The following is a 23,059-nucleotide window of genomic DNA, read 5'->3' on the forward strand; positions in this document are numbered from 1 at the left end:
TCGACCTCGCCGAGCTCGTCGCCAGTGTCGTCCGTACGCGCGAAAAGGGTCAACACCCGGCCACTCGTACATTTCAAGCTATACGGATTCACATCAATCAAGAACTCGAGGAACTCGCACTCGCCCTCGCGGCAGTTCTAAAGGTACTGGCCCCGGGAGGGCGTTTAGCGGTGATCAGCTTCCATTCTCTTGAAGACCGCATGGTCAAGCAGTGCATAGCAGCCGCGGCAAGGCCGGCTGAGGCACAGGCTCGCCTGCCGATCTTCGAGAAGGATATGCCGCAACCGATACTCCGTTCACTGGGTCGCCTGCTGCCGACAGCCGAGCAGTCGGCGGAGAACGTGCGTACCCGATCGGCGGTCTTGCGTGTGGCCGAGCGCACTGCGACGCCTTTACCTGAAGATCAGGGTGCCTCTTTTGTTACCGCCATGCGTCTGGTTTCCGGGCAGGCGACAGCAAGAAGAGGTCGCAAATAATGGGGCGCCTGTCCATCTTCTTTGCAGCGTTGCTGATGGTTTCGGCTATCTCTCTGGTTACGGCTCGCTTTCAGTCGCGTCAGCTTTTTGTCGTAACCGATAAGCTGCAGGATAAGGCGCGCGACCTCGATACCGATTGGCGCCGCTTGCAACTGGAGCGTGCCGAGTTGGCCCGCAATGCCCGTATCGACGGCGCGGCGCGAGAAGAGCTCAAAATGGACACGACGTCGCCTGACAAGACCATTTACATGAAAGGCAATGCTCCCCGGGTGTCCGTTGCGAATAGCGGAGGAAGCCATCCGTGAAACGCGTCCGTTTTTATAATAGTCCCGTCCTGAATGTCCAGATGCCTTTATGGAGATCGCGTCTGGTATTGATTCTGCTGATGCTTGGCTTTGTGGCTTTGCTTGTCAAGACAATGTATTTGCAAGGTTTGTCCACCGAGTTTTTACAGCGGCAAGGCGAAAGGCGCTACGAGCGCACCTTGGTGCTGCCAGCGACGCGCGGGAAAATATTCGACCATAGCGGGTCTGTGGTGCTGGCATCCAGCGTGCCGGTGCGCGCCATCTGGGCCATTCCCGAAGATACGCGCGCTGCTACCGAAGCGCAGTTGGCAGCCCTGGGTAAGTTGCTGGACCTCTCTGTGAAAGACATCAAGAGCAGGCTGGTCGACGAAGAAAAGAATTTTGTTTATATCAAGCGTCAAGTGCCTATGGATATTGCTGATGAAATCCGGAAGATGAAGATTCCCGGGTTTCATCAGCAAATGGAAATGCGCCGCTATTACCCTGAGAGCAACATTGCTGCGCACGTCGTCGGGTTTACCAATATCGAAGATCAGGGCATCGAAGGTGTCGAGCTGGCCTTTAACTCTGAGCTCTCGGGTAAGCCGGGATCGCGTCGCGTCATCAAGGACAGGCTGGGTCGTGTGGTGGAAGATGTGCAGGCTATCGTTCCGCCAGTCAATGGGCAGGACTTGAATTTGTCTATTGATTCGGGTTTGCAGTTCGATACCTACACCGCCCTCAAGAAGGCGATGGTCGATAACAAGGCCAAGGCAGCCGCGGGCATTGTGCTTGATGCCCGCACGGGCGAGATCCTGGCGCTGGTCAACTTGCCTACCTATAACCCCAATGATCGCGATGATCGCAAGGGTCCGGTATTACGTAATCGCGCTTTGACCGATACGTTTGAGCCGGGCTCGATCATGAAACCTTTTACTGTTGCGCTGGCCCTGGATATAAAGCGGATCACGACGTCTACGCTGTTTGAAACAGGCAATGGCCAGTATCGCTATCAAGGTTCCACGATCTCGGACGTAAGCCGCAACGGCACATTGAATGTCGCTGGGATTTTGCGCCGTTCCAGCAATATCGGCATGACCATGCTGTCCGAGAAGCTGACGTCCCAGGAAATGTGGACTAAATTTACCGAGCTGGGTTTTGGGCGTGCGCCTCAGGCCAATTTCCCGGGTATGGCGTCGGGTCGGGTGCGTCCTTGGGAGCGCTGGCGTCCTATCGAAAGGGCAACCATGGCCTATGGTTACGGACTGTCGGTTTCCTTGCTGCAAATTGCGCATGCCTATACCGCGTTCGCGCGTAATGGCGATATGGTATCCCTGACTTTGCTCAAGCGCGAAAGCAAGCCTACCAGCGTACAGGTTTATACGCCCGAAGTGGCGGGCCAGGTTCGCTCCATGCTGGAAGCCGCCGCCGGTCCTGACGGCGCAAAGCTTGCCCAAGTGCAGGGCTATCGTGTGGCCGGCAAAAGCGGCACCGCTCGCAAAATTGTGGATGGTAAATACAGCACCTCGCAGTATCGAAGCTCGTTCGTAGGTTTTGCTCCGGTATCGAATCCGCGCATTGTGGTCGCGGTAACGCTGGACGAGCCGCAGGCCGGAGCCTACTACGGCGGCCGGGTTGCTGCGCCTATTTTCGCCAGTGTGGTGGCCAGCAGCTTGCGCCGCTTGGGCGTACAACCTGATGCGCCGATCGAGTCGTTAGTGGCGGCAGGGCCCAAAGGGGAGGTGCGCCAATGAATGCGCAAGCAATCGTCTCCTGGCTAAATGGGCATGTCGCGCGTACCGCGCATCTGGGTCTGGATTCACGCCAGCTTCATGCTGGCGATGTGTTTTTCGCCTGCCCGGGCCTTTCCAGTAACGGGCGTTTATTCATACAACAAGCCATAGAGCAGGGCGCTGCGGCAATTGTCGTTCAGTCCGACTCGCAAGCAATGCCTTTGCCGACAATGGCAGTACCGGTTCTGGAAGTCGACGACTTGTCTAAAGAGCTGGGCTTGATTGCTCACCTCTGGTATGGCGAGCCATCGCTGGCCATGTCGGTTGTTGCTGTGACGGGAACCAATGGCAAGACCAGCTGCGTGCAGTGGCTTGCGGCCGCACTGAATGCCGAAGGCGTGCCCTGTGGCACGATTGGCACTTTAGGGGTTTCCTTGCCCGATGGTTCCAGCCTGGGCGGCGCGCTGACCACCCCCGACGTTTTGACCATGCATCGCAGTCTTGCGGCAATTCGTGATGCCGGCGCAGCCGTCGTTGCATTGGAGGCGTCGTCGATAGGCATAGAGCAGGGGCGTTTGAACCATGTACATGTCGACATCGCTGCGTTTACCAATCTGACGCATGATCATCTTGATTATCACGGAACGCTTCATCACTACAAGCAGGCCAAGTTTGGGCTGTTCAAGATGCCGGGTCTGCGCGCCGCGGTAATTAATGCGGATGATCCGGCTGGCCTGGAGTTGATGAAGGTCGTAGCGCCATTGCATCCTTCGGCCTATTCTCTCGGCCTGCACGAAACGGCTGCTATACAGGCTCACAGCATCCAGGCGGGTGGGCATGGCCAAGTCTTCAATCTATCTACCGAGCATGGCACGGTGCAATTGCTGACCCAACTATTGGGCCGGCACAATATCTCGAATTTGCTGTTGGTGACTGGTGTATTGCAGGAGCTTGGCTGGGAATTGTCCCGAATTGCTCGCGTGCTGGCAACTTTGCAAAGTGTCGAAGGGCGCTTGCAGGTGGTCAACCCGGCGCATGGCGCGGTGCCCGCTGCAACGCTGGTCGTTGTCGACTATGCGCATACACCTGATGCACTGGAGCGCGCGCTGGTGGCGTTGCGGGATGTGGCGACGGCTCGCGGCGGCCGCCTGATTTGTGTGTTTGGATGTGGTGGCAGCCGTGACAGCGGCAAACGTCCGATCATGGGCCGTATCGCTGCCGAATTGGCCGATAGCGTGTTACTTACCAATGACAATCCGCGTATGGAAGATCCGCAGGCCATTGTCGAGCAAATCTTGGCTGGCATGCCGCAGGCGCCGCATATCGAGCTTGACCGTGCGTTGGCCATTCTGTCCTCCATCTGGAGCGCCAGTGCGAACGACGTGCTGTTGCTGGCAGGCAAAGGGCACGAAACCTACCAGGAAACGCGTGGTGTCCGTGCCCCGTTTGATGATCGTGAATGGGCCCGCTTTGCTTTGGCCTGGAGCCGCGGCCTGACGCTTTCCAGCGATTCGCGCAGCATACGCCCAGGACAGATTTTTATTGCGCTTCAGGGCGAATCGTTCGATGGCCATGCTTATTTGGCGCAGGTTCAAGAAGCGGGTGCGGGCGGCGCCATCGTGGCGCATCGGGACGACTCGCTCAGCCTGCCACAGTTTGTACTGGGCGATACGCGCCAGGCACTGATTCATATCGGCACCGCATGGCGTCGCCAGTTCCTGCTTCCCGTGATCGGTGTTGCGGGCAGTAACGGTAAAACAACCACCAAGGAAATGATTGCGTCGATATTGCGAGCTTGGTTGGGCGCCGATGCGAGCGTTGCAACGCAAGGCAATCTGAATAACGACATCGGCGTGCCCTTGACGGTCTTGCGTCTGAGCGACGCACATAGGGCGGGCGTGTTCGAACTGGGCATGAATCATCCCGGAGAAATTGCACTGTTGGCGCGTATCGCCCAGCCCACGGTGGGGTTGGTGAATAACGCGCAGCGGGAACATCAGGAATTCATGCACACCGTTGAAGCGGTCGCCAGAGAAAACGGCGCCATACTCGAAGCCTTGCCACTGGACGGCGTTGCTGTGTTTCCTGGTGATGACGAATATACCGAGTTGTGGCGCACGTTGTCGGCACCTCGCAAGGTTCTGGATTTTGGATTTGAATCGCGCTTTGCGGTGTATGCGGATCAAATTCACGCGGAGCCAACCCAAACGGTGTGCCAGTTGCATGTGCCTGTTGGCAGCGCGAGCCTGACGTTATCTGCGCCCGGCTTGCACAACCTGCGCAACGCGCTTGCCGCGGCCGCTTGCGCCTGCGCTGCCGGGGCGCCGCTGTCGGCGATTGTGCAGGGCATCGCTGCGTTCAACCCTGTGTCTGGGCGCATGCAGCCTCGTCAGCTTGCCGGTGGATTTCAGCTGATAGATGATACTTACAATGCCAACCCTGATTCGGTTCGGGCGGCAATCGATGTGCTGGCGCAACTGCAAGGCAAGAAGATTCTGGTGCTTGGCGATATGGGCGAGGTGGGTGCAAACGGCCCTGCGATGCACGCGGAGGTGGGTGCATATGCCCACGAAAAGGGAATTGAAGTTTTGTTGACGTTCGGTCCGGCCTGCGCATATGCGGCTGAGGCCTTTGGGGCTGCTGCCCAGGCATTCGACGCTATCGATGCGCTGAATGATCACCTGTTGACCCTCCTTCCAGCCCATATCCTTGTCAAGGGATCGCGCAGTATGCGCATGGAACGAGTGGTGCGAGCGCTTGAAGAAAAATTAATAAACCACGAAGAAGGGGCTCGCCATGCTACTTGAACTGGCGCGTTGGCTATCGGATTCACATATACGTTCCTTTAGCGTGTTTGAATATATTACGTTCCGGGCTGTGCTGGCATGCGGTACCGCATTGTTGATCGGCTTGTTTGCGGGACCGCGCGTAATCCGCAAGCTGACCGAACTGAAAATTGGACAGGCCGTGCGTTCGTATGGTCCCGAATCGCATCTGCAAAAAAATGGTACGCCTACGATGGGCGGTGTGCTGATTTTGATTTCCATAGGCGTGAGTACGTTGTTGTGGGCCGACTGGACCAATCGCTTTGTATGGGTTGTCTTGCTGGTGACTTTCGGCTTTGGCTGGATAGGCTGGGCCGATGATTACAAGAAGGTGGTCAATCGCGATCCCGAAGGCATGTCGTCACGGCGCAAGTTTTTCTGGCAGGCCTTGATTGGCGCCGTCGCCGCTGTGTACTTGAGCTTCGCGGTTTCGGCACCGGCCAATGCTGAGCTCTGGCCTTTGTTCCGTGACTGGATACTTAGCGGTCTGACGATGCCTTTGCCTACGCGCGCTGACCTTATCGTGCCATTTTTCAAGAGCGTGAGCTATCCGCTAGGCGTGTTCGGCTTCGTCGCGTTGACCTGGCTGGTGATTGTCGGGGCCAGTAATGCGGTCAATCTTACCGATGGCCTCGACGGATTGGCCATCATGCCTACTGTCATGGTGGGTAGCGCGCTGGGCATTTTTGCGTATGTCGTCGGGCGTGTCGATTATTCGAAGTATTTACTGTTCCCTTATATACCCGGCGCTTCTGAGTTGATGGTGCTATGCGCCGCGATTGCGGGCGCTGGTCTGGCGTTCCTGTGGTTCAACGCCTATCCCGCCCAGGTGTTCATGGGCGACGTTGGGGCGTTAGCACTGGGCGGCGCGCTGGGGACCATCGCTGTCATTGTGCGCCAGGAAATCGTGCTTTTCATCATGGGCGGTGTTTTCGTCGTGGAAACGCTCTCTGTGATGTTGCAGGTTGCCTGGTTCAAGTACACGAAAAGGCGTTATGGAGAAGGGCGGCGGATTTTCCGCATGGCGCCTTTGCATCATCATTTTGAAGTAACTGGCTGGAAAGAAACCCAGGTGGTTGTGCGGTTCTGGATTATTAGCATGATGCTTGTGCTTATTGGCTTGGCAAGTTTGAAATTGCGATGAACACACTGACTTTTCCTTCGCTACGTGTCGATGGCCTGACCTTGATTCTGGGTCTGGGTGAGACCGGCGCGGCCGCAGCACTTTGGTGCGCGCAGCACGGCGCGTCATTGCGCGTACTGGATACGCGCATGCAGCCGGGTGGATTATCGCTGTTGCAGGAAAAACTGGATGCATCGCGTGTCGACTATCGATTCGGGCCGGAAGTGTTCACTGAAGACGCCTTGCGCGACGTCCACACCATTGTGTTGAGTCCGGGCCTGGCGCCCTCGCAAGAGCCGATCAGCGCATTTCTTGAGTTGGCTGCGCAACGTCATATCGAGGTGGTGGGCGAGATAGAACTTTTCGCCCGTGCATTGGCCGACATGGCGCAGCAGGGCTATAAGCCGAATGTGCTTGCTGTAACCGGCACGAACGGCAAGACGACAGTCACGGCGATGGCGCGCCAGTTGGTGCAGGCCAGTGGGCGCAGCGTACGGGCAGCGGGCAATATCAGCCCGGCTGCATTGACCGCGTTGCAAGAGGCCTTGCAAGCAGATCAATTGCCCGATGTTTGGGTGCTGGAGCTGTCCAGCTTCCAGCTTGAGTCCATTCATTCATTGGCGCCCGATGCCGCCGTGGTATTGAACGTAACGCAAGACCATTTGGATTGGCACGGCTCGATGCAGGCTTATGCAGCGGCAAAGGCCAAGTTGCTGGCGATGTCGAAAATTGCGATCGTCAATCGCGACGACCCTATCGTGCTGGACATGGTGGCCGACATCAAGAGCGTGGCCGTGCGCAGCTTTGGGCGCGACCTTCCTGAATTGGAAGGGGATCTGGGATTGGAAAACAGCAATGGCATGCAGTGGCTTGCCGCGATGGATTTGTCCGATTTCGATCAGCCTATCGTCACATCGCGCCGCAAGAAGCCGGTGTCAGAGCCAGTGCGCGGGCCGGGCCGGGCTACGCGCTTGATGCCCATGGATGCTTTGCGGGTGCGCGGCCAGCACAATGCACTGAATGCGTTGGCCGCTTTGGCCCTGGCGCGTAGCCTGGGACTTGGTTGGGCAAGCATGCTGCATGCATTAAGGGATTACCTTGGCGAGCCGCACCGCATGGAATTTATACGAACGATTGATGGCGTCGATTTCGTCAATGACAGTAAGGGCACGAACGTCGGGGCGACTGTCGCCGCACTGGAAGGCATGGGCCATCCTGTCGTGTTGATCGCTGGCGGCCTGGGTAAAGGACAGGATTTCACGCCGCTGGCCAAGGCGGTAAGCGCTCACGCCCGCGCCGTCATCCTATTTGGGCAGGATGCCGAGCTTATTGAACAGGCTCTGGATGCGGTTCAAGCGCCTGTCGAGCGGGTGTCATCTTTGGAGCTGGCGGTTAAGCGCAGCCTTGGTCTGGCACAAGCCGGCGATACGGTTTTGCTTTCGCCCGCCTGCGCCAGCATGGACATGTTCAAGAACTATGGGCATCGTGGCGACTGCTTTGTTGCCGAGGTCAACGAGTTGGCCCTGGATCGCGGGGAGGTGGCATGAGTCTGTTCGCTGACTTGACTTCAAGTGTCAACGCCGTGAGACCCGGTCGCACGACCATGCCTAGTTTCGATATTTTTATGATCGTTGCTGCCAGCACGCTGGTGCTGTTCGGCCTGTTGATGGTGTATTCGGCATCTATCGCGCTGGCCGATGGCCCGCGCTACGAAAGCTACGGCCGGTTTTATTTTGTCATCAGACACGGCCTGTTCATTATGGTGGGGCTGTTTTGCGCATTGTTCGCAGTCAGCATACCGATGAAGGTTTGGCAAAAATTCGCTGTGCCGCTATTTCTCCTTTGCCTGCTGTTACTGGTGGTGGTGCTTATTCCAGGTATTGGGCGTGAAGTCAACGGCGCCCGGCGCTGGTTGCCATTGGGCCCGATTAATTTCCAGCCTTCGGAACTGATGAAGTTGGCCGTATTGTTGTATGCGGCGGACTACACCGTGCGTAAGCAAGAGCATATGCAGAATTTCGTGCGGGGCTTTCTACCTATGGCCTGCGCATTGGCAGTGGTCGGCATGGTATTGCTGCTGGAACCTGACCTGGGTGCCTTCATGGTGATTGTGGCGATTGCCGTAGGCATCCTGTTCATCGGCGGCATCAACGGCAAGCTGTTTTCTGTGCTGTTAAGCATTATGGTTGGCAGCTTCCTGTTGCTGATCTGGCTTTCGCCTTGGCGTCGTGAACGTTTGTTCGTTTACCTGGATCCCTGGAATCCCGATAACGCGTACGGTAGCGCCTATCAGTTGTCGCATTCTCTTATCGCGTTAGGCCGGGGCGAATGGTTTGGCGTAGGACTGGGCGCCAGCATTGAAAAGCTGCACTACCTGCCAGAAGCGCATACCGACTTTATCGTGGCGGTTATCGGCGAAGAGCTTGGATTCGTAGGGGTCAGCTGCCTCATCGCGTTGTTCGTCTATATGATTTGGCGCGGCTTCGAGATCGGACGCCAGGCAATCGCCATGGAACGCATTTTCAATGGCCTGGTGGCGCAGGGCGTGGCGCTGTGGTTTGGCGTTCAGGCCTTCATCAATATTGGCGTATGCGTGGGCCTGTTGCCTACCAAAGGGTTGACGCTGCCCTTGGTTAGCTATGGCGGGTCAGGCATTGTGATGAATCTGGTTGCCGTGGCGTTGTTGCTTCGAGTCGATTTCGAGAATCGCAATCTTATGCGAGGTAAGCGGACATGAGTACGACCTCGACATTGTTGATTATGGCGGGCGGCACAGGAGGGCATATCATGCCCGGGCTGGCCGTGGCGCATGAAATGAAGGCGCGGGGTTGGCGTGTATTGTGGCTCGGGCATCCCGAGCGCATGGAGGGCAAGCTGGTGCCGCCGCAAGGGTTCGAACTCGTGCCTTTGCGCTTTGCCGGTGTCAGGGGCAAAGGCCCTCTGGCATTGCTTAAGCTGCCTTACACCTTGGTGCGCGCATGCCTGCAGGCTCGTAAAGCCCTGCGGCAAGTACGGCCAGACGTCGTGCTGGGCATGGGCGGCTATGTCGCTTTTCCGGGCGGGATGATGGCCGCTTTGCAGCGTACGCCAGTCGTTGTGCATGAACAGAATGCTGTTGCCGGTACGGCGAATCGCTGGCTGGCAAAATTGGCGACCAAAGTGCTGGTCGGTTTCCCTGGCGCCTTGCCTGGTGCAGTAATGGTAGGCAATCCGGTCAGGCAGGCCTTGGTGCAGGTAGCGCCCGCCGAGCAGCGCTATGCGGGACGCGAAGGGCCTTTGCGCTTATTGGTCGTCGGGGGCAGTCTTGGCGCGGCAGCCTTGAATACCGTCGTGCCTCAGGCACTGGCGCAACTGCCGGAGCATGAACGGCCCTTGGTCACGCATCAGGCTGGCGAGAAGCACCTGGCAGGTCTGCGCAATACCTACGAGAACGCTGGCGTCACGGCTCAGTGTCATGCCTTTATTGACGATATGGCGGCGGCCTTGTCGCATGCCGATATCGTTATCTGCCGGGCCGGCGCCATGACTGTGGCCGAAGTGGCCGCAGTTGGCGTCGCAGCCCTGTTCGTTCCCTTGCCGCACGCCATAGACGATCATCAAACGGCTAACGCCCGCTACTTGAGCGATTGCCATGGCGGCTGGCTACAAAAACAATCCGAGCTGACGGCTGAGTGGCTTGCCCAGTGGTTGCGTGGGATTACCCGCGCCGAACTGGCGGAAGTCGCCCGTCATGCTCATGAGCATGCTTGCTTGAATGCAACCCGCCTGATTGCGGACGCGTGTGAACAATCGGTCAGGAGAAAGGCGTGAAGCATCGTATTCAAAGCATACATTTTGTAGGCATCGGCGGATCCGGAATGAGTGGGATCGCCGAGGTGATGCTGACGCTGGGATACTCTATTAGCGGTTCCGATATACAGGAATCTGCGGTGACTCGTCGTTTAGCGGGATTGGGCGCGCGTATTGTCATCGGTCACCAGGCAGAGAACATCAAGGGGGCGGGCGCTCTGGTTACCTCCACCGCCGTCTCGGGCGATAACCCGGAAGTGCTTGCGGCGCGTGCCGCGCGTGTTCCAGTGGTTCCGCGCGCGTTGATGCTGGCCGAGTTGATGCGTTTGAAACGCGGTATTGCCGTGGCCGGAACGCATGGCAAGACAACCACCACCAGCCTGGTTGCCAGCGTGCTGGCGGCAGGGGATCTGGATCCAACTTTCGTTATCGGCGGCCGGCTCAATTCCGCGGGGGCCAATGCGCGCCTGGGGCAGGGCGACTTTATTGTGGTTGAGGCCGACGAGTCCGATGCTTCATTCCTGAATTTGTTGCCGGTGATGGCGATCATCACCAACATCGATGTGGATCATATGGACACCTATGGCCACGATGTTGCGCGATTGAAAAGCGCTTTTATTGAATTTACGCATCGCTTGCCGTTCTATGGCACCGCTGTCTTGTGCAGCGATGATGCCAATGTGCGTGAAATTATTCCCTTCGTATCGCGGCCTGTGACGACTTACGGCATCGATACTGACGCCCAGGTACGCGCCGTCAACCTTCGCGCCGATGGCACGGTCATGCGTTTCGATGTTGAAAGGCAAGGCGCAACCGGTGAGCTGCCGGTGATGTCGGTAGCGCTTAATTTGCCAGGTCGCCATAACGTGCTGAATGCGTTGGCCGCCATTGCCGTGGCGACTGAGTTGGGCGTTCAGGACTCGGCGATTGCCGAAGCCCTTGCCAACTTTAATGGCGTTGGCCGCCGTTTTACCCAGGTGGGCGATTTCGCTGTCTCGGAAAAACAGGGGGCGGGTACGTTCACGCTCATTGACGATTACGGTCATCATCCGGTCGAAATGGCAGCAACCCTGGCTGCGGCGCGTGGCGCTTGGCCGCAGCGCCGTATCGTGCTGGCGTTTCAGCCGCACAGGTATACACGCACCCGCGATTGCTTCGAGGATTTTGTCCGTGTCCTGGGGCAGGCCGACGCCGTTTTGCTGACAGACGTTTACTCGGCTGGCGAATCGCCGCTGGTGGCGGCCGACGGCAGGGCGCTGGCGCGCGCACTTCGCGTCGCAGGGCGTGTCGAGCCGGTATTTATTGAGGATGTGGCCGAGCTGCCGCAAGCCATTCTGGATTTCGTGCGTGACGGTGATGTTGTTGTGGTAATGGGCGCGGGCTCGATCAGCCGCGTGCCTGCGCAAATAGGAGAGCTTGCATGAAAGGGAATTTTGGCCGCGTAGGCGTGTTGTACGGCGGTCGTTCGGCCGAGCGGGAAGTGTCGCTGATGTCGGGTCAGGGTGTGCATGAAGCGTTGCGCAGCGCGGGCATCGATGCACAGTTGTTTGATACCGGACGGTATACGCTGGTCGACTTGATCAATGCGGGTTTTGACCGCGTGTTCATTGCCTTGCACGGTCGCTATGGCGAAGATGGAACGCTGCAGGGCGCATTGGAGTTATTGAATCTGCCTTACACCGGTAGCGGTCCATTGGGGTCGAGCCTGTCCATGGACAAGATTATGACCAAGAAGGTCTGGTTACAGCAACAACTGCCAACGCCTGCTTTCGCGGTACTGACGCAAGACTCGGACCTGGATCAGGTTGCGCGTGATCTGGGCCTGCCCATGATCATCAAGCCGCCACATGAAGGCTCCACGCTGGGCGTAACCAAGGTCGATGAGCTAGCCCAACTGCATAGCGCCTACACACTTGCGTCGCAGTACGACGATGACGTGCTGGCCGAGCAATTCATCAAGGGTCGCGAGTTGACCGTGCCGCTTCTGGGTAGCGGCAAGACGGCCCGAGCCTTGCCGATTATCGAAATCGTCGCGCCCGATGGCAACTACGACTACGAACACAAATATGTTTCCAATGACACGCAATATGTTTGCCCGGCCGAACTGGCTCCGGAACTGACCGAGTCAATTCTGCGCATTGCCGAACAGGCTTATGTCGCACTGGGTTGCGAAGGCTGGGGGCGCGCGGATTTCATGCTGGACGAAGCAGGCAAGCCCTGGCTGCTGGAAATGAATACATCGCCCGGCATGACCAGCCATTCGCTGGTTCCCATGGGCGCGAAAGCGGCCGGCATGACCTATGCCGAATTGTGCGTAGAAATATTGTCCACGGCGCGCTGCAAAGTGCAGCAGCCTTCGGCCGCTTGAACAGGAGTCCATTGTGTTTTCCGACGCTCGCTTGACTAACTTCATTGCAAATACGCTGGCACTGCTGGCTGTATTGGCAATGATCGCGGGCGGCGTCGCCTGGATTGCGCAGCGGCCGTATTTTGCCATTGGAAAAATACAAATAGAACCGATGCAAGCCGATACACTGAATTACGTCTCTGCATCCAGTGTTCGGGCGACAATAGAAGGGAAAATCACAGGCAACTTTTTTTCTCTCGACTTGAATACGACTCGGGAGCTGATTGAAACGGTGCCGTGGATTCGTCATGCGCGCATACGCCGGGTATGGCCCAATGCGTTAGCGGTACAGATCGAAGAGCAACAGCCATTGGCATTGTGGAATGAAGATCAGATGATCAACACCTGGGGAGAGGCTTTTGATGCCGACCAGGAAGAGGTTAATGACGACGCCGACCTTCCCCAGCTGAACGGGCCTGAAAGCTCCGAACGGCTGGTGGTGCAACGTTATGCTGAAATCGCTCGTTGGTTCGCGCCGCTTAATCTGCGAGTTCAAGAAGTGACACTCAGCCCGCGCTATGCATGGGAAGTCAAACTTTCCGATGGCGTCCACTTGAGCCTGGGCCGTGACCCCGCTGCAGATGTTGCCGATCCCCACGGCCGTGCCGGTGCGTTGCCATTTGCAGCGCGCATCGAACGCTTCGTCCAGGCTTGGCCGACATTGACGCAGCGGCTTGACGGCCGCGCCATCAGTAACGCCGATTTACGATATTCCAACGGATTTGCTATTACGTTGGCCCCTGTTTCCAATACCCCTAACAAATAAAGACTATGACCCGTGACATCAAGGACCTGATCGTTGCACTCGATATCGGCACCAGTAAAGTGGTGGCCGTAGTGGCTGAGATTTTGCCAGAAGGGCGCTTCGAAGTGCTGGGCCTGGGCCAACACGAATCCCAGGGAATGCGTAAAGGCGTTGTGGTCAATATTGAATCCACCGTCAACTCGATCCAGCGCGCGCTGGAAGAAGCAGAGTTGATGGCTGACTGCAAGATTCGCGAGGTTTATACCGGCATCGCCGGCAGCCACATCACCAGTTTCAACTCCAGCGGCATGGTGGCTGTAAAGGACAAAGAGGTTACCGCCACCGATGTCGCCCGTGTTATCGAAACAGCCAAAGCGGTCAATATTCCTACTGACCAGCAGGTGTTGCATGTGCTGACCCAGGAATTCATTGTCGATTCTCAAGAAGATATTCGTGAACCCATAGGGATGAGCGGCCTGCGCCTGGAAGTGCGCGTGCATATTGTGACCGGCGCCGTCAGTGCCGCCCAGAATATTGTGAAGTGCGTGCGCCGTTGCGGCCTGGAAGTACAAGACTTGATTTTGCAGCCCCTGGCCTCCAGCCTGGCTTGCCTGACGTCGGACGAGAAAGAGTTGGGTGTTGTGCTGGTCGACATTGGCGGCGGCACGACTGACATCGCCATTTATACGGGCGGTGCGATTCGCCACACGGCGGTTGTTCCTATCGCAGGCGACCAGATTACCAGCGATATCGCCGCCATGCTGCGCACACCGACGCCTGACGCTGAAGAAATCAAGCTGCGCTTCGGGATTGCCAAGCAAGTACTGGCCAACGCCGACGAGCACATCGAAGTGCCAGGTCTGGGTGACCGTCCCAACCGCCAGGTCAAACGTCAGGCTTTGGGTGCCGTGATCGAGCCGCGCATTGAAGAGTTGTTTACTTTCGTTCAGCAAATCGTTCGCGAATCAGGCTACGAAGACTTGCTGGCCTCGGGCGTGGTCCTGACCGGCGGCACATCGCTGATGCCGGGTGTTGTGGAACTGGCCGAAGATGTTTTTTTGAAACCGGTGCGTGTGGGCGTTGCCGCCTACGAAGGCAGCCTGGCCGATGTCATGCACAATCCGCGTTTCTCCACGGTGATGGGCCTGTTGTCAGAGGCTCGTTTGCAGCGTGCCAGGGGACGTAAGGTCGCCCAGCAAAAAGGCAGCTTCAAGACGCTGCTGGCGCGTATGAAAGAGTGGTTTATGAATTAGGACCTAACGGTCCTAAAGGGCAGGCGGCATAAGTCTGCTCTCCGGAAGGGTTTCAAATCAGATGCGAGCCAAAGCTGGCATCTCCTTTAAAACTATTCCGCGCAATAAGTAGTGCAGGGGAAATTTTTATATTTATCGTTTTTCTGGATATGTGAGGGAGTCAATCATGATGAATTTTGAAATGCTCGATACGAGCGCAAACGGGACCGTAATCAAAGTTGTAGGGGTGGGCGGCGCAGGCGGCAACGCTGTCGCGCATATGATTCGTTCAGGTGTCAACGGCGTTGATTTCATTTGCGCCAATACCGATGCGCAAGCGTTGGCCACTAGCGAAGCACCAGTGCAGATTCGTTTGGGCCGCACCGGTCTGGGCGCTGGCGCCAAGCCCGAGCAAGGCCGCGCAGCCGCCGAAACGGCGCGTGAAGAAATCCGTGCAGCCTTGACCGGCGCGCACATGGTGTTTATTACGGCTGGCATGGGCGGCGGCACAGGAACAGGCGCCGGCCCCGTTGTGGCTGAAGTGGCCAAGGAACTCGGCATCCTGACCGTTGGCGTGGTCACCAAGCCATTCTCGTTTGAAGGCAATAAGCGCCTGAAAATGGCTGAAGATGGTATTGCAGAGCTGTCCAAACATGTGCATTCGCTGATCGTCGTGCTGAACGAAAATCTGTACGACTTGATGGATGACGACGCAACGCAAGAAGATTGCTTCAAATCCGCCGACGATGTGCTGCATAATGCTTGCGCCGGTATCGCTGAAATCATCAACGTTGAAGGGAACGTTAACGTTGACTTCGAAGACGTCAAGACCATTATGGGCGAGCAGGGCCAAGCGATGATGGGTACTTCCATTGCCGCTGGCACCGATCGTGCGCGTGTTGCGGCCGAGCGTGCCATTGCTTGCCCGCTGCTGGAAGGCGTGGACTTGCACGGCGCACGTGGCATGCTGGTCAACATTACAGCAAGCCGCACCTTGAAAATGCGCGAAACGCGTGAAATCATGGATACGATCCGCAGCTATGCCGCCGACGATGCCACCATCGTTTTCGGTACCGCTTATGACGAATCCATGGGTGAGAACCTGCGTGTAACGGTCGTGGCGACCGGCTTGGGCCGCACTGTGTCGCGTCCTCAGCTGGTTCAGAATGTTTCCGAGGTTTACCGTACGGGAACCGACAATATGCCGATGATTGGCGGGCATGACTTCGCCAGTTCAGACGTTCCTGCCGTGATTCGCAACCCGCGCAGCCAGGCTTCGGCCCAGGTGCGCGCCCTGGAAACTGCTGGTATGGACCACTTCGATATTCCTGCCTTCCTGCGCAAGCAGGCGGACTGAATCTCGAGGCCAAGGCCTAGAAAAGCAACAAATCCAGCTCTCACATGTCTGCCGGGCGTTTAGTCGCCCGACCAGGCCCGATTGACGCACTTTCTCTCTTCCCCGAGAGAGTGCGTCGTCGCGTTTCTATATCATGCGTTTGCGCATTGGTTTGAAACACATGTATTTAGTGGTTAACCCTGAATGCGGTTACACTACCCTGTCATATATTTGCCATTTACTGGCATGGAATCGGTTCACTAACGAATATGCTACGTCAACGCACCATACAGAAATCCATCAGTACCAAAGGGGTCGGTTTGCACTCCGGACGCCGGGTCGAAATCACCCTGCGCCCCGCCGCGCCCGATACCGGTATTGTGTTTCACCGCGTTGATCTCCCTGAAGTGGTTGACTTGCCCGCCCGGGCGGATCAGGTTGGCAATACTCGCATGGCTTCGGTGTTGCAGCAAGGCAACGTACGTGTTTCCACGGTCGAGCACTTGATGTCGGCATTGGCCGGTTTGGGCGTCGATAATCTGCATGTCGACCTGACTGGGGAAGAAGTTCCCATCATGGATGGCAGCGCCGGTACGTTCGTCTATTTGTTGCGCTCAGCGGGCTTGCAAGAGCAAATGGCTCCCAAGCAGTTTCTGCGGGTTCTAAAAACCGTGGAAGTGCGCGAAGGCGAGGGCGACGACTTGAAATGGGCGCGCCTGGAACCCTATAACGGCTTTGCATTGTCGTTTGCCATCGATTTCCACCATCCAGCTATTAATTCCACGGCGAATTTTGCCGAGGTCGATTTTGAAAAAGATTCTTACGTCAAGACAATCGCGCGTGCGCGCACCTTCGGCTTTGTCAGCGAGGTCGAGGCCCTAAGGGCGGCCGGTCTGGCCCGCGGCGGCAGTCTTGATAACGCTATTGTCATGGACGAGTATCGCGTCCTGAACACAGATGGTCTGCGGTACGACGACGAGTTCGTCAAGCATAAAATTCTGGATGCCATCGGCGACTTGTATCTTATTGGCAAGCCGCTGGTTGCACGTTACGTCGCATGCAAATCAGGGCATGGGCTTAACAATCAGTTGGCGCGGGCCTTGCTTGCGCAGCAAGACAGTTGGGAACTCATCAGTTACGAGTCTCCCGAAGCCGCTCCGAAGTCGTTTAGCCAGGAATGGAAGTTCGCCTGAGCGTTTCCGTTTGACTTGCTGGCGCCAGGCTAGGGTCAGCGTACTTTGTGACGGGAAAGCAACTGTTGGATAGCGTCGGCCAGTGGGCCGGGCCGTAGCTTGTCTTGAAGTTCGGCAAAGGCATTCAGGGCTTGATCGCCCAGCGGCTCTACTTGGCGCTGCGCTGTTTTTGTCTCTGTCTTTAGCAGGCTTACTTGAACCTTGACGCTGATTTCGTTAAGGTTCCATCCACTGTCGTTCAGTAGCAGCAGGATGCGGGGCGCTAGCTGTCGAAGTTTGGACGCATATGCCGCGCTGGGAACTGCCAGCGTAATTTCCTGTCTGTCTATACGGGCGACTCTGCATACTGCCGCCAAGGCAGGGGGCAGGGCATTTTTAGTCGCGTTTTCCACAGCTATCAGGTTGCGTGCCGTTGCAAGCACCTGTGAGCTCTGTTGATTGCCGCCTAACCAGCTTACCGCCAAGGTGGCGGACGGCTCCTTGTTAGAGGGGCGCGGGGGGTTAACGGGGCGGAACGTGCGCAGCATTTATTGAGGGCTAGAGTGAAGAAATTATTTATTAAGGATCAGCTTGTTGATTCTAACGGCAAATACTTACGGATTACCGTGATTTCGCTGATGGCGGGTGCGGCCATGGTTGTTTCGGCCGTTGCGGGCGCCTGGGTGCAGTCTCAACTAAGCGTGCGTCCGGCCTTGGATCCCGAGCAAAGCCGTGTGATCGCCGAGCAGGCATCGCGCGATTCGGCCTATATCCGGGAGAACGTCAGTTTGCTGGCGGCGAAAGTGGGCGATTTGCAGGCCAAGCTAATCAGCATGGACGGTCTAAGCAAGCGGGTGGCGGATGTCGCCGGGGTGTCCTACACCGATCCCGAGATCCAGGCCAATATGGAACAGTCTACCGTACCTGTCATGGACTATATCACCGACGAGCAGGGGGCGGCCTGGTCGGCCCAGGGGCTGGGTCAGCAACTTGACTCGCTTTCTCAGCAGCTTTCCGATCAGAAAGACTGGTTTGCCATGCTCGACCTCGTATTGACCAAGCGGGCCGGCACCGAAGCGCGGTTGCCCACCTTTTCGCCAGTCAACTATCCTTACTTAAGCTCATCTTTCGGATGGCGGCGCAATCCTGTGACGGGACGCCACGCCATGCACGAAGGCCTGGACTTTGCCGCCCCCAAAGGGGCGCCTATTTATGCAGCATCGGGCGGTGTGGTGACCGAGGCTCGCTATGTGCCGGGATACGGAAAGCTGGTCGAGATCAGTCACGGCAACGGTTTGGTCACTCGTTATGCGCATGCCTCGTCCATTAGCGTGAAGCAAGGCGACGTGGTTGAAAAAGGGCAGGCGATCGCGCGTGTCGGCTCCACCGGACGCTCCACAGGTTCGCATTTGCACTTCGAGGTCCGCATGGCTGGCCACGCGCTGGATCCAACCTTATTTCTGGCCAAGCAGCAGGCTACGGATCAGCTCGTGGCGCATGCCTCCGCAGGGGATGAAGCCATTGGCCCACAGGTGCGTTAAACTGTATCGTTTTCCTGCGGTTTCATCCGCCAACTTAAAAAAGACAAGCATGCGGACTTTCGCGTTTATGCGCAGGAAGTAAGCGTCAACGACACAAGAATGGTTTCTCTGCTAAAAAAGCTCATTGGTAGCCGTAACGACCGGATACTTAAGCAGTATCGCAAGCAAGTGGCGCAGATCAATGCGCACGAACCCAAAGTGGCAGCGTTGTCTGACGACGAACTCAAGGCGAAAACCGTAGCGTTTCGCCAGCAGATCGCCGAAGGCACCTCTCTGGATGACTTGTTGCCCGAGGCGTTCGCCGTCGTTCGAGAGGCCAGCAAACGCGTCTTTGGCATGCGCCATTTCGATGTCCAGATGCTTGGCGGCATTGCTTTGCACAACGGCAAGATCGCAGAAATGCGTACCGGCGAAGGCAAAACCCTGATGGCGACATTGGCGGTTTACCTTAACGCTCTGGCTGGCAACGGCGTTCATGTCGTTACCGTCAACGACTATCTGGCGCGTCGTGACGCCCAGTGGATGGGGCGCCTGTATGGCTTTCTGGGCATGTCCGTGGGCGTTGTGGTGCCTCAGCAGGAAAACGAGGAAAAGCGCGCTGCTTACGCGGCCGATATCACATACGGCACGAACAACGAATACGGCTTTGACTACCTGCGCGACAATATGGAATACCGCGCAGAAGATCGTCGCCAGCGCATGTTGTCTTACGCCATCGTCGACGAGGTCGACTCGATTCTTATCGACGAGGCGCGTACTCCGCTTATTATTTCCGGCCAGGCTGAAGATAATACCGAGCTCTACGTGCGCATGAATGCGGTGCCGCCTTTGCTTACGCGCATGGCATCCGAGCCCAAGCCGCAGGAACCCGAGCCCGAAGGCGACTTCTGGGTTGATGAAAAAGGCCAGCAGGTTCATATTTCGGAAGCCGGCCATGTGAAGGCCGAGCAAATCCTGGTGAATATTGGCGTGCTGCCTGACGGCGAGTCGCTATACGACCCACGCAATATCTCGCTAATGCACCACCTTATGGTGGCATTGCGCGCACATAATTTGTTCTTTCGCGACCAGCAGTATGTCGTGCAAGGTGACGAAATCGTTATTGTTGACGAGTTCACCGGTCGCATGATGGCCGGTCGCCGCTGGTCCGATGGCCTGCACCAGGCCGTCGAGGCCAAGGAAGGCGTCAAGATCCAGAACGAAAATCAGACGCTGGCATCCATTACTTTCCAGAACTACTTCCGTATGTATGGCAAGTTGGCCGGCATGACGGGTACCGCCGATACCGAAGCCTATGAATTCCAGGAAATCTATTCCCTGGAAACGGTCATCATTCCGACCAATCGGCCTATGGCGCGTATCGATCAGAACGATCAGGTCTTCAAGACCGATGGTGAGAAATACAACGCCATACTTGCGGATATCAAAGATTGCCACGAGCGCGGCCAGCCTGTCCTCGTGGGGACGACCAGTATCGAAAACTCCGAGCTCTTGGCGGGCTTGTTGGATAAAGCCAAACTGCCGCACGAAGTGCTCAACGCCAAGCAGCATGCTCGCGAAGCCGAAATCGTGGCCGAGGCGGGTAAGCCTGGCCACATTACCATCGCCACGAACATGGCTGGTCGCGGTACCGACATCGTGCTTGGCGGCAGCGTCGAGAAGCAGGTCGACCTGCTTCGGGCTGACGACTCTCTTTCCCCGGAAGAGAAAGAACAACGTATTGAAACGATCAAGGCCGAATGGGCGCCCGCCAATCAGGCCGTCAAGGCGGCCGGCGGTTTGCGCATTATCGGTACCGAGCGGCACGAGTCCCGGCGTATCGATAATCAGTTGCGTGGCCGTGCGGGTCGCCAGGGCGATCCAGGCTCCTCGCGGTTCTATTTGTCGCTGGAAGACTCCCTGATGCGCATCTTTGCAGGTGATCGCGTGCGAGCCATCATGGAACGCCTGCGCCTGCCAGAGGGCGAGCCTATCGAGGCACGCATGGTGTCGCGCTCGATCGAATCCGCGCAACGCAAGGTTGAAGGCCGCAACTTCGACATACGCAAGCAATTGCTTGAGTACGATGACGTGTCCAACGATCAGCGCAAGGTGCTGTACACGCAGCGCAACGAAGTGCTGGAATCGGCCGATGTCTCTGAAACCATGGCTAACCTTCGACAGGCAGCCATGGCCGAGCAGTTCCATGCATACATTCCGGCGGGCTCCATGGAAGAGCAGTGGGATGTCCCAGGTTTGCAGACGGCGCTCGAAGCCGAATGGCAATTGTCCCTGCCGCTAGTGGAAATGCTGGAAAAAGAACCTGATCTGACCGAAGAAGACTTGCTCGAACGAGTCATTGCCGAGGCAAATCGCGTGTATCAGGCCAAGGTTGACCTGGTCGGCCAGGAAGGTTGGGCTCCATTCGAACGCTCCATGTTGCTGCAGTCTATCGACACACACTGGCGAGGTCATTTGTCGTCGCTTGATCACCTGCGTCAGGGCATTCATTTGCGCGGCTATGCGCAGAAAGATCCCAAGCAAGAGTACAAGCGTGAAGCGTTTGAATTGTTCTCGGATATGCTGGACCGTATTCGCAATGAAGTTGTGCGGGTCCTAATGACGGTCAAGATCCAGTCGCCCGAGCAAGTCGAGGTAGAAGAGCCCGAACCCAGGCTGGACAACGTGACGTATCATCATTCCGATTACGATGCGGCGTTAAGCGGGGAAGACCCCGGCATAGCCCAGACGCCGGCTGCCTTGGCGGTGGCCAGCGCCGGCATGCCCAAGGTGGGCCGCAACGATGCTTGCCCTTGCGGCAGCGGCAAGAAGTACAAGCACTGCCACGGTAAGCTGGCGTAACGCCAGGCAGTTATTGGCAGTAAGGCCGGATCGTGCGTCTTTGGACGCATGATCCGGCTTTTTTTACATCAGGAACACAGTCGCCAGCCCGAGGAATATCAGGAACCCCAGCGAATCGGTGGCGAATGTCAGCAATACTGAAGAACCCATGGCGGGGTCTTTGCCGAAGCGATCGCGCAGTATGGGGATCAGCACGCCCAGCGCAGCGCCAATCAGCATATTACAGATCATGGCCGTCATCATGACGGCCGCAATAGCAATGGAGCCGGAAATTGCCCAGGCAAAGCTGGCTGCAACGAGGCTGCCGCACGCGCCCACCAGAAAGGTGACAGTCAGTTCGCGCTTGACCAGACGCCACGCGTTCGAGCTGGTGACCCGTCCTACTGCCAATGCACGGATAATCATGGTCATCGTCTGGTTGCCTGAGTTGCCGCCTATTCCTGCAACGATAGACATCAAGAACGCCAGGATCACAATTTGGCTTACGGTATCTTCGAAGCGCGATGCCACCAACGAAGCGATTGAGGCCGTACATAGATTGACGAATAGCCACGGGGCGCGGTTGCGCAGCGCATCGAGAACCGGAGCGAAAATATCTTCTTCTTGCAGACCGGCCCGCGACAGGGCTTGCTCCTGGGAGTCTTCCTGGATCACGTCAACCACTTCTGCAATGGTCACACGGCCGATCAGGCGGCCTTTGTCGTCAGTGACGGCCGCTGATACCAAGTCGTAGCGTTCGAAGGCGCCTGCGGCGTCTGCGTCCGAATCCAGCGGGTTTAGTGTCAGGTACTCGGTAGACATTACTTCAGACACCAGCATATCCGGTTCGCGCACCAGTAAAGTGGAAAGCGACAGCGTACCTTGCAGCTTGTCTTCGCGGTCGACCACGAAAATCTGATCGGTGTGGTCGGGCAGTTCGTGCAGGCGCCGCAAATAGCGCAATACGACTTCCAGCGACACATCTTCGCGGACCCGAACCATCTCGAAGTCCATGATGGCGCCGACCGTGTCCTCGGGATAGCCCATGGCCTCGATCAGTTGCGCCCGCTCTTCATCGGTCAGGCCTTTTTGCACTTCGGCAATAACGTCGGGCGGCAGGTCGGCCGCCAAGTCGGCGATTTCGTCGGCATCCATGGTGCCGGTTGCCGCGATCAGATCCTGATGATCCATGGATTTGATCAGGGATTCGCGGGCCCAGTCGTCGACTTCCAGCAGCACGTCGGCGTCATGCTCGGCGCTTACCAACTGCCATACGGCCTGGCGCTCGTGGACGGGCAAGGATTCAAGAATGAAGGCAATGTCAGACGGATGCAAATCGTTGACGATCGATTTGATCTCGTTTTCGTGCCGCCGATGCAGCACGCCTTCCAGAAGATTGGAATCGTCTTCTTCGTCATCGGACTGGCGGCGCGCGAGCGCTTCCACGACTTCCTGTCGTGTCAGTATGGACTGCAGGCGTTGCAATGCCTGTTGCGCGTCTTCGGGATCAAGGCGGCGCGGAATAGCGATAGACACACCTTCTTGAGGTTTGACTGGATGGTCCAACATAGGCAAA

Annotated in this window: 18 protein-coding genes; 16 read left to right on the forward strand and 2 right to left on the reverse strand. The window is 57.2% G+C overall.

Going from position 1 to position 23,059, the window contains the following annotated elements; translation table 11 throughout:
• The 14 genes from mraW to lpxC all read left to right on the forward strand — a co-directional run.
• Positions 1–476: 16S rRNA (cytosine(1402)-N(4))-methyltransferase (gene mraW / locus ABWO67_RS06410; protein WP_353149172.1), on the forward strand; the 476-nt coding region annotated here is incomplete at its 5' end.
• Positions 476–781: a cell division protein FtsL gene (ftsL, locus tag ABWO67_RS06415; RefSeq protein ID WP_353149174.1), complete on the forward strand. Its 306-nt coding sequence runs from the start codon at positions 476–478 to the stop codon at positions 779–781. The genes mraW and ftsL, both read left to right, overlap by 1 nt.
• Positions 778–2,514, forward strand: coding sequence for a peptidoglycan D,D-transpeptidase FtsI family protein (locus ABWO67_RS06420; protein ID WP_353149177.1), 1,737 nt, complete (start codon positions 778–780; stop codon positions 2,512–2,514). The genes ftsL and ABWO67_RS06420 overlap by 4 nt, the downstream gene beginning before the upstream one ends.
• On the forward strand, positions 2,511–5,300 hold the full coding sequence (gene murF, locus ABWO67_RS06425) for a bifunctional UDP-N-acetylmuramoyl-L-alanyl-D-glutamate--2,6-diaminopimelate ligase MurE/UDP-N-acetylmuramoyl-tripeptide--D-alanyl-D-alanine ligase MurF (RefSeq protein WP_353149180.1): 2,790 nt from the start codon (positions 2,511–2,513) through the stop codon (positions 5,298–5,300). The genes ABWO67_RS06420 and murF overlap by 4 nt, the downstream gene beginning before the upstream one ends.
• Complete coding sequence (mraY, locus tag ABWO67_RS06430) at positions 5,290–6,462, forward strand: phospho-N-acetylmuramoyl-pentapeptide-transferase (protein WP_353149183.1); 1,173 nt, start codon at positions 5,290–5,292, stop codon at positions 6,460–6,462. The genes murF and mraY overlap by 11 nt, the downstream gene beginning before the upstream one ends.
• Complete coding sequence (gene murD, locus ABWO67_RS06435; protein ID WP_353149186.1) at positions 6,459–7,988, forward strand: UDP-N-acetylmuramoyl-L-alanine--D-glutamate ligase; 1,530 nt, start codon at positions 6,459–6,461, stop codon at positions 7,986–7,988. Before mraY ends, murD begins: the two co-directional genes overlap by 4 nt.
• Complete coding sequence (ftsW, locus tag ABWO67_RS06440) at positions 7,985–9,178, forward strand: putative lipid II flippase FtsW (protein WP_353149189.1); 1,194 nt, start codon at positions 7,985–7,987, stop codon at positions 9,176–9,178. The genes murD and ftsW overlap by 4 nt, the downstream gene beginning before the upstream one ends.
• A complete protein-coding gene (gene murG / locus ABWO67_RS06445; protein ID WP_353149192.1) occupies positions 9,175–10,251 on the forward strand; it encodes an undecaprenyldiphospho-muramoylpentapeptide beta-N-acetylglucosaminyltransferase in 1,077 nt (358 codons plus the stop codon). The genes ftsW and murG overlap by 4 nt, the downstream gene beginning before the upstream one ends.
• Entirely contained in the window at positions 10,248–11,654 is a 1,407-nt protein-coding gene (gene murC, locus ABWO67_RS06450; protein WP_353149195.1) for a UDP-N-acetylmuramate--L-alanine ligase, read from the forward strand. The genes murG and murC overlap by 4 nt, the downstream gene beginning before the upstream one ends.
• Positions 11,651–12,598, forward strand: coding sequence for a D-alanine--D-alanine ligase (locus tag ABWO67_RS06455; RefSeq protein ID WP_353149198.1), 948 nt, complete (start codon positions 11,651–11,653; stop codon positions 12,596–12,598). Before murC ends, ABWO67_RS06455 begins: the two co-directional genes overlap by 4 nt.
• 13 nt (positions 12,599–12,611) lie before the next feature.
• Entirely contained in the window at positions 12,612–13,403 is a 792-nt protein-coding gene (locus tag ABWO67_RS06460) for a cell division protein FtsQ/DivIB (RefSeq protein ID WP_353149201.1), read from the forward strand.
• A gap of 5 nt (positions 13,404–13,408) precedes the next feature.
• Positions 13,409–14,635: a cell division protein FtsA gene (ftsA, locus tag ABWO67_RS06465; RefSeq protein ID WP_353149204.1), complete on the forward strand. Its 1,227-nt coding sequence runs from the start codon at positions 13,409–13,411 to the stop codon at positions 14,633–14,635.
• A gap of 166 nt (positions 14,636–14,801) precedes the next feature.
• Complete coding sequence (gene ftsZ, locus ABWO67_RS06470; protein WP_353149207.1) at positions 14,802–15,971, forward strand: cell division protein FtsZ; 1,170 nt, start codon at positions 14,802–14,804, stop codon at positions 15,969–15,971.
• 248 nt (positions 15,972–16,219) lie between these two features.
• Entirely contained in the window at positions 16,220–17,143 is a 924-nt protein-coding gene (gene lpxC / locus ABWO67_RS06475; RefSeq protein ID WP_353149210.1) for a UDP-3-O-acyl-N-acetylglucosamine deacetylase, read from the forward strand.
• Positions 17,144–17,178: 35 nt separating this feature from the next.
• Here lpxC and ABWO67_RS06480 read toward each other — a convergent pair whose 3' ends face one another.
• Positions 17,179–17,670, reverse strand: coding sequence for a DciA family protein (locus ABWO67_RS06480; RefSeq protein ID WP_353149212.1), 492 nt, complete (start codon positions 17,668–17,670; stop codon positions 17,179–17,181).
• Between the two features lie 90 nt (positions 17,671–17,760).
• Here ABWO67_RS06480 and ABWO67_RS06485 point away from each other — a divergent pair, with 90 nt between their 5' ends.
• Entirely contained in the window at positions 17,761–18,663 is a 903-nt protein-coding gene (locus ABWO67_RS06485; RefSeq protein ID WP_353149249.1) for a M23 family metallopeptidase, read from the forward strand.
• 99 nt (positions 18,664–18,762) lie between these two features.
• Complete coding sequence (gene secA, locus ABWO67_RS06490) at positions 18,763–21,504, forward strand: preprotein translocase subunit SecA (protein WP_353149215.1); 2,742 nt, start codon at positions 18,763–18,765, stop codon at positions 21,502–21,504.
• 63 nt (positions 21,505–21,567) lie between these two features.
• Here the strand turns inward: secA and mgtE are convergent, their stop codons facing one another.
• Complete coding sequence (gene mgtE, locus ABWO67_RS06495) at positions 21,568–23,052, reverse strand: magnesium transporter (RefSeq protein ID WP_353149218.1); 1,485 nt, start codon at positions 23,050–23,052, stop codon at positions 21,568–21,570.
• Between the last annotated feature and the right edge of the window lie 7 nt (positions 23,053–23,059).

The sequence above is a fragment of the Pollutimonas bauzanensis genome (assembly GCF_040393045.1).
In the GTDB taxonomy this organism is placed as follows: Bacteria; Pseudomonadota; Gammaproteobacteria; order Burkholderiales; family Burkholderiaceae_B; genus Pollutimonas; species Pollutimonas bauzanensis_A.